This window comes from Nostoc sp. UHCC 0251 (assembly GCF_034932245.1).
Classification (GTDB): Bacteria; Cyanobacteriota; Cyanobacteriia; order Cyanobacteriales; family Nostocaceae; genus Nostoc.
On record NZ_JAYGHD010000436.1, the window covers coordinates 1 to 8,114 of the forward strand.

An 8,114-nucleotide genomic window follows, 5' to 3' on the forward strand; every position below is an offset into this window, starting at 1 on the left:
ACTCTGGGATGTCGCCATAGGCAAAGCTGTGCAAACCCTGACTGGGCATAGCAGTTGGGTCTTAAGCGTGGTGTTCAGCCCCGATGGGCAAAGGCTGGCTTCTGCAAGTTTTGACAACACGATCAAACTCTGGGATGTCGCCATAGGCAAAGCTGTGCAAACCCTGACTGGGCATAGCAGTCCGGTCTTAAGCGTGGTGTTCAGCCCCGATGGGCAAAGGCTGGCTTCTGCAAGTGATGACAAGACGATAATTATATGGAATTTGGATTTAAATAAGTTAGTCAAAGATGGTTGTGGCTTGCTCAACAATTATTTGGTTGTCCATCCAGAAGTGTTGGAAGAACTAACGGAATGCCAAACTCCGCCTCGCCTGTTGCAAGCCGCGACAGTATTAGTTATCCAAGGTGAGAAGCTAGCGCGAAATGAATATGTTGATAATGCTGTTGTCAAATTCCGCCAAGCACAGCAGTGGGATGCTAATTTAAAATTTGAACCCCAGATAAAAGCACAAGAGTTTGTCAACAAAGGCAAAGCTGAACGCTTAGTTAATGAAGGGAACAGTCGCTTAGAAGAGAAAAAGTTTAAGGAAGCACTAGCAGCTTATACCGCAGCCCTCAAGCTCGATCCAAAAGTCGAAATTCCTGCTGATTCTTGGAATAGACTATGCTGGGGCGGGAGTCTGCAAAAACAAGCCGCCGATGTTTTACCAGCCTGTGAACAAGCCGTTGCCCTTGCACCTGAAGATGGCAATATTCGTAATAATCGTGGCTTGGCTAGGGCGCTAACAGGCGACACCCAAGGGGCAATTACAGACTTTGAAGCATACATCGCTCAAACTGAAGATAAAGATAGTAAAGCACAACGGCAGCGCTGGGTGAAAGATTTACGCGCGGGGAAGAATCCGTTTACGGAAGCAGAAGTTAAGAAGCTACAGAATCAGTGAGACATTGTGCAAAAAAATGAAGTTATCTGACTTTTGTAAAAGTGCGATGCTCTGGTTCAATATGGAATAGACGAAATATAGCGAAGCGATCCGCTTGTAAGCTAATCGTCATTCATTTTTCCAGACTGATTCGCTTGTAGTAAGGGCTTCAGCCCTGGTGTTATGCAACTTAAATGCTCATTAGCTTATGCAATACCGTTTTACCTTTCTCTAAATCTCTGCCTTAAGAGATTATCGTGTACACACAAGTCGAATTACCCCACCCTAACCCTCCCCCCTTCGACAAGCTCAGGGCATCGCTTGTCAAGGGGAGGGAACTAGATTTTCTTGTTTCCCCCCTTTATAAGCTACCGTGTACACACAAGTATATTCCGCAAGTGTTCCAAGCCTTCCAGCTCTATAAATACCCAAAATTTGGGCAACTGAAAACTCCATTTATCTCGCTAATTTTTAGGGCTAGGGCAACGAAACCAAGTTTTAGGTGGGATTTCAAGACTTGTGTGTACACCGTAGCCCTTTATAAGGGGGGATTAAGAGGGGTAAATCCAGGGTCTGGGCTATAGCTGGGAACCAATGTGTTTCATAAAGCGTTGCAAAACAGCTTCTGGGGTGAGGTTGGGACGGGGTAGCTTTTCTAAGGTTCCGGGACGGATTTTGAGATGAGCAAATTTCGGTCTAGTGTTAGTATCTGCGGTAAATAAAGCATCTAAAAGGGCTGGATCGTCTCCGGCGAATGTCAGTCCATAGCCGCACGCTTCGGCAATTTTGGCAAAGGAGATACCCGCAGAAACGGTGGCTTGTGCGCCTGTGGAATCGTGGACTTCATTATCTAAGAGAATATGGGTCAAATTAGCACCGCCATAAGTGCCGATAGTCGCAAAATTACCCATTCGCATCAGTGCTGCTCCATCGCCATCAATCACCACAACTTTGAGGTCTGGACGTGCTAAAGATAGCCCCAATCCCATTGAGGAAGCGCAGCCCATCGACCCAACCATGTAAAGATGATTGGCACTATCTTTACTGGCGAAGAGTTCGCGTCCCGTGTAACCAGTTGTGGCAATTATGACAGTGTTTTCTGCATCAATAAGTTCCACAATCCGCGCTAGTGCTTGGCTGCGGGAAAGGCGATTATCTTGAAAAAAGCTTTGGTGAATATGAGCGCTACTATCTTCTCGTTTGGGGATGGAAGAACGGGTGAGGGTATGGGGAGATATTGAGCCTTTACGCATAATTAGAGCATAAGGGCGACGCTCTTGTTGCATGTAAGCTGTGGCTCTTTGGAGAACTGGCTCTATTTCTGCTGCATCTGTAGGAAAATATTCCCAAGGTACAGTCATGGTTTCCAGCAATTTATCTGTGATTTGCCCCATTAATTCATGTTGCGGTTCATCTTGCAAATTGCGATCGCCTCGCAAGGTACAAATCAGCAGCAGTGGAATCCGAAAGATATAAGTGAGCGACGTTAACGGGTTAATTGCATTCCCTAAACCAGAGTTTTGCATCATCACCACAGCAGGTTTACCAGCAATTGCGGCTCCAGCTGCGATCGCTACAGCATCTCCCTCATTGGCTGCGGAGATATATTTAAGTTGAACGTCATTGATGACGTAGTTAATAAAAGGCGTGAGAAAAGAACAGGGTACACCCGTGTACCACCCAAAGCCAAGATTACGCGCAGCTTCTACAAATTCCTCTGCCTGAATCATAATTAAAAGTGGGGAGTGGGGAGTGGGGAGTAGGGAGTGGGGAAGGGGGATTGAGGACTGGGGAGTTGAGAGGAAAGATGATTACTTGAGCTTCAGAACTCGGAACTTCAGGCTTTGAACTCGGAACTTCAACCTCAGAACTCGGAACTTCAGGCTTTGAACTCGGAACTTTGAACTCGGAACTTCAACCTCAGAACTCAAAACTTCAGCCTCAGAACTCAAAGCGTCAAGTTTAGAACTCCGACTCCCCACTCCCCACTCCCCACTCCCTACTCCCTATTGTTTCAATTGAAAAGCAAGATCAAGATCATCTAAAGAATTAACATCTAACCAGTTACCGCGAATATAAAGCACCTTAATCGGTTTTCCTTGCTCGATTAAATAATTACATAATTCTGGTAAACCCAAACTGTTGAATTCCGGCCGTTTTTGCAACTCATTAAGTGCTTCACTCAGCCACTCTCTACCTTGACTCCGCAGGCGCAGCATCCCAATCCAGCGGCCGCTAGATTTCCCTAATTGCGTTTGTGTTGTTTTAGAAATGGCCAACAAGTTGACATCCTGTCCAAACAAAGAAAGGTCATCTGGAATTGAACAATAGGCGTAGTCAGGTGAACCGCTAACAGACTTGCTGTTCCCAACAGAATCAACTACAGCCACAATTTCTCCGGGACATTCTAATAAGTCTTGCAGGATGTAGCTTCTAAATAGTAAATCGCCGTAAAGTACCAGCATCTCTTCGCCAAAGCTGGTTTGAGCGCAGGCTAAGGATGCTAATTCTCCTGTTGTTTCATAATCGGGGTTGCGGATGACTTTAGTTCCCGGAACATTGATAGTTTCTGCTTTGTAACCTGCGACAACGGTAATATCGTTGATGGCAAGTTTCTTAAATTTGTCCACCAACAACCTGAGCAGTGGTTTACCTCCAAGGGGTAACATAACTTTTGGTTTATCTTGCGTCAACCCTGCTAACTCTTGCCCTCTGCTAGCAGCCAAAACGATCGCTTGGATATCATTTCGTCCATTATTGAAGTAGCGTTTTTCGGCTTCTATGAGTTCATCAGCACCCTGTAGCCGGAAAATTTCTTTTACCGGAGCAATCTCATCTTCAATGTTGATTAAAGTTTCGCTGGCTTGAACTTCGCGGGCGATCGCTTGCATACTAGCAACAGCAGCTCGAATTAAATGGTTTGCCCAGATGACTAAATTAACTTCAGCTTTACGAAAAACATCAGTAGGCGTGCTGTAATATTTAGTCGGTATAATCACTAACGGCGAACGACCCGCCCACTCTTTGGCAAAGGCTAGCACTTGGTCAGGGCGCGATGATTTACTGTGAATCAAGATCGCGTTTGCTCCGGCGGCGTGGTAAGCTTCAGCTCGGCGCATTGCCTCCGAAAGATCCCATCCGGCTATCAAAGCTTCCAGTCGGGCGACGATGCAAAAATCTGGGTCTGTCTGACTATCTTTGCCTGCCTTAATTTTGCCGCAGAATTCATCAATATCAGCCAAAGCTTGGCGACTACCGTTGATGAAACTGTTAGTTTTGGGAAAAAGCTTATCTTCAATACAGACTCCAGCAATGCCTCGCTGTTCTAACTTCTTAACCAGACGGCGCATATTATTAAAGTTGCCATAGCCAGTATCCCCATCTAACAAAATCGGGATGCTGGTGACATCAGACATGAACTCCAGCATTTCCACAACTTGAGTCCAACTGGCTTCATTATTATCTCGAACGCCATATTGAGCCGAAAGTGCTAATCCACTCGCCCAAATTCCTTTAAATCCCGCCTCTTCCACAATGCGGGCACTAATCCCATTGTGAGCTTCCATGATGAAATCGAGTTGAGGCGATTCTAATAATAACCTTAGTTGGGCACACTTATTTAATTTTGCAGCGGTGACAATGGGTGCAAATATTTGATGCATTTATTCTGCTTTTTTCAACCTAGATAATATTGCGGTTCTCAATTACATGGAATACAGACCTAACCCCCAGCCCCTTCCCTTGTAGGGAAGGGGGGTAAGATTCAAAGCCTCCCTCCTTTTAGGAGAGAGGTTTGGAGAGAGGTCAAACTGTAATGTATCCAAACCAAAACCACTATAAATAAAGATATTTTCAGACATTTTCTGCGACTTCTATCTGAGGTAAAATATCGTTTTGGGCACGTTCAATATCTTGAGGAAAATCGATTTCCAGCCAAGGTAATCCAGTAATGTCTTCGTAGCCAAATGTTTCGGGAGTTTCTAATAATAGATCACGAATTGCTTCTTCATAAGGTTCATTTTCCAGCCCATCAGCAACATATTGTTCTGTGCGAGTAGCAAGACGGTGAGCAACAGCACTTCCAAAACGAAAGAATCCTACTGATTCGCCTGCAAAATCATAAACCAAACCAAGAGCTAGCTGTTTGCGAAACTCTACTAGCTCATTATCTCTAACACAAAGCTTTACGGGTTCATCCCCAGGTTCAAAATCACGATCTAGCAAGAAGCAGTTGGGGATATTTGTTTTTACCAGCCGTTCGATGATGCTGCGATTATATAAAACATCTGCATCCATCAATAATATGTCATCGCCAGCAACTAGCTGTTGACGTAAAGTCCAAAGGCTAATCACACTACCTTTAGTATAGTCAGGATTATAAACTGTACTAACCCAATTTCCTGCTCCCAATGCTTTGATTTCATTCTGAATTCTTTGTGCTTGATAACCCACAGCAATTACTACTTCATCAATTTGGTAATAACGAAGATAGTTCAAATGGCGCTCTAATAAAGATTTGCCGTTAAATTTCAGTAAGCATTTGGGTTGATTTTGCCCATCTTTACCTAAGCGTCGTCCAACGCCAGCAGCTAATATAATTGCCTTCATTGTCAAGTCACCAACAAAGCTAAAACATCAGGAAATCTGGAAATTTCCCAGTATTTTATAATGACTGTTTTTTACCCAAGAGGATATTTGTTAATCAATTCTTAACATGGAAGAAACAATGGTGAAGGCAAAAGGTAGAAGGAATGCAATATGGTGATGCTAAGAGCGAAACACTTGGCGAAAACCAAAATAGGCGATGTCCACTACGGGCTACGCCTACGCATCTTTCATATTCGAGAAAAAATGTTAAAGCTTTTTGGCTTCTGCCTTGCAGTACTAGTTCTGCGGGAATGCTCGAAATTGCCAAATTACCCATACAGCAAAAGTTGGTGCCCCAATTGTAGCTGCTATTAGTAATGGCTCTAGCCCATTCAGTAAAGTAACTATGGGAAACAAATACAGCACATCTTCAATGTCGAATCCGGCAAAATTTGGTTGGCGAGTAGCATCTTTACCTAAACGCTGTTCCATTTGGTTTCGCAAATGAAAGATGCAAGCAACAGACACCCCAGATACTATCCCCATAAGCAACGCCCACCAACCAAATCTTCCTTCCCTAAGAGCATATCCAATACACACAAACAAAAGAATGTGGATAATGGCATCACTAGCGAGGTCATACTGATGTCCCCATTTGCTGCTTTTTCCACTCAAACGAGCTAATTCACCGTCGGTGTGATCTAGAAAGTTGGATAAAGCAAACAGCCCTGCTCCAATGTTAGCCCAAATGGCATCGCCAACTGCAATCGCTACGGCAGCCGCCAATCCTGTCACAAGTCGCACCGTGGTGAGATGATTGGGGTTTACCCAACTGTCTTTTAGAGGTCGAACTAGCCAGTAAGCAAGTTGAGCATCCCAAGGCTTGGTTGTCATAGATGAACTTGGATTTGATGTGATTTTGGAATATTCATATAACAATCCTATTTGAGTTGTGAAATTAGTTGTGGAGGGAAGCAATAAATTTTCTTCACGAATGTTTTAGGATTGCTATAACATTGAAAATTTTAACATCTAGCTTAAGATATAGATTATTTTTTAAGTTTGTGCAAAAGATTTTTAATGCAGGGCGTGGTGTCAACAAGAAATGCAAAGGGCAAAAGCTAAGACAAGATTCATTAACAATCTAGTCTGTCAAGGAATAATTGACGAGTCCATTCTTTGTAGAGACGGCGATTTATCGCGTCTCTCTAACATGTCAGTCTTTTAGACGCGATAAATCGCGTCTCTACATGAGGGGTTTCTGGCTTATCCCAAGCGTATTGGGATAAAACTGGTGACTTGTGTGTACACCGTAGCCGATGCTTTGGGGAGGGGCGGTTTTGGCTTTGGACAAAACCGGGGCGGGGTGACGTGGAGCGTAATGGTAAATGAATGAACTCAATATTACGTCTTGACAAGCGTTTCACGTTCAGTTGACACCAATGTGCCCCCAGTCCCTACTTGTCTAGAGTAAATACAAAGACTTAACCCACTTCCATTCCTCTATCAAACCCTCTCTTAGGGAGACTTGCGGCTGATATCCCAGAATTTTTTGCGCTTTAGATACATCAGCAGCAGTGTGGCGGGCGTCTCCCATCGCCTTTTCTATATGGTTTTTTTTGATTGGTTTCCCGACAATTTCTTCAATCGTATCCAAGACTTCTGCTAAAACTACCCTGCTACCGCCACCGATATTAAAGATTTCTCCCATTGCTTCGGGTGCAGTGGCGGCGGCTAAATTGGCGGCAATGACATCACTAACAAACGTAAACTCCCGTGTTTGTTGTCCGTCGCCATAAATAGGAATTGCTTCATCCTGCAAAATGGATTTAAAGAACTTATGAAATGCCATATCTGGGCGCTGTTTGGGGCCATATACTGTGAAATAGCGCAATGTCACACAGGGTACGCCAAAGTTTTTGTGATACAGTTCACACAAAAACTCCGCTGCTAGCTTCGTAATGCCGTAAGGAGAAACTGGTTGAGGACAAATTCCCTCGTGGGTAGGTAATGTTTCTGCATCACCATATACACTTGACGAAGAGGCAAACACTAACCTTTTCAGGTGTTTAGCATCCTTTGCTGCTTCCAGCAAAACTTGTGTAGCGTTAATATTTCGTTCTGTATAACCTCTAAAAGATTTACCCCAGCTTGCTCTTACCCCTGCTTGGGCCGCTTGATGGTAAACTACATCAACATCTTTTAGGAGTTTCTGCCAATCTAAAAGCTGAATATCTCCTTCAATTAAGGTAAAGCTAGGTGACTGATTTAAGTGTGCAACATTCTTACGCTTTAACATAGGATCGTAGTAATCATTGAATTCATCAATCCCGATTACTTCTTCTCCTTGTTCCAGCAATGTTTCTGCAAGATGAGAGCCAATAAAGCCTGCGGCTCCAGTAACGATAATTTTAGCCATGTTGCCTATTTTTTTATATCCTGATTCATCTCTATATTCACAGGTTAATAATTATAAACAATAATGTTCTTAGTAGATAGGCAATAGGCAATATAGCAGTCCTAAATCAGTCGTGAACAATAAGATCCCCGACTTCTTTGAGAAGTCGGGGATCTGAGTCTCTCGATTTTCACAACTCATTTAGGA

6 protein-coding genes are annotated in these 8,114 nt (G+C 43.8%); 1 reads left to right on the forward strand and 5 read right to left on the reverse strand.

The window, feature by feature from the left end; all coding sequences use genetic code 11:
• On the forward strand, positions 1–943 hold a 943-nt coding region (locus VB740_RS34655; protein WP_323204342.1), incomplete at its 5' end, for a tetratricopeptide repeat protein.
• Positions 944–1,500: 557 nt separating this feature from the next.
• On the opposite strand, the gene aepY is transcribed toward VB740_RS34655, so the two are convergent.
• The 5 genes from aepY to VB740_RS34680 form a co-directional block, all read right to left on the reverse strand.
• Positions 1,501–2,652 (reverse strand): phosphonopyruvate decarboxylase, encoded by a 1,152-nt coding sequence (gene aepY / locus VB740_RS34660; RefSeq protein ID WP_323204343.1) that lies wholly within the window; start codon positions 2,650–2,652, stop codon positions 1,501–1,503.
• Between the two features lie 276 nt (positions 2,653–2,928).
• Positions 2,929–4,584: a phosphoenolpyruvate mutase gene (gene aepX, locus VB740_RS34665; protein WP_323204344.1), complete on the reverse strand. Its 1,656-nt coding sequence runs from the start codon at positions 4,582–4,584 to the stop codon at positions 2,929–2,931.
• A 190-nt stretch (positions 4,585–4,774) separates the two neighbouring features.
• A complete protein-coding gene (locus tag VB740_RS34670) occupies positions 4,775–5,530 on the reverse strand; it encodes a phosphocholine cytidylyltransferase family protein (protein WP_323204345.1) in 756 nt (251 codons plus the stop codon).
• Positions 5,531–5,806: 276 nt separating this feature from the next.
• On the reverse strand, positions 5,807–6,403 hold the full coding sequence (locus VB740_RS34675) for a CDP-alcohol phosphatidyltransferase family protein (RefSeq protein ID WP_323204346.1): 597 nt from the start codon (positions 6,401–6,403) through the stop codon (positions 5,807–5,809).
• Positions 6,404–6,974: 571 nt separating this feature from the next.
• Positions 6,975–7,928 carry an NAD-dependent epimerase/dehydratase family protein gene (locus VB740_RS34680; RefSeq protein WP_323204347.1) on the reverse strand — a complete coding sequence of 318 codons (954 nt, stop codon included), beginning with the start codon at positions 7,926–7,928 and terminating at the stop codon, positions 6,975–6,977.
• Positions 7,929–8,114: the final 186 nt, after the last annotated feature.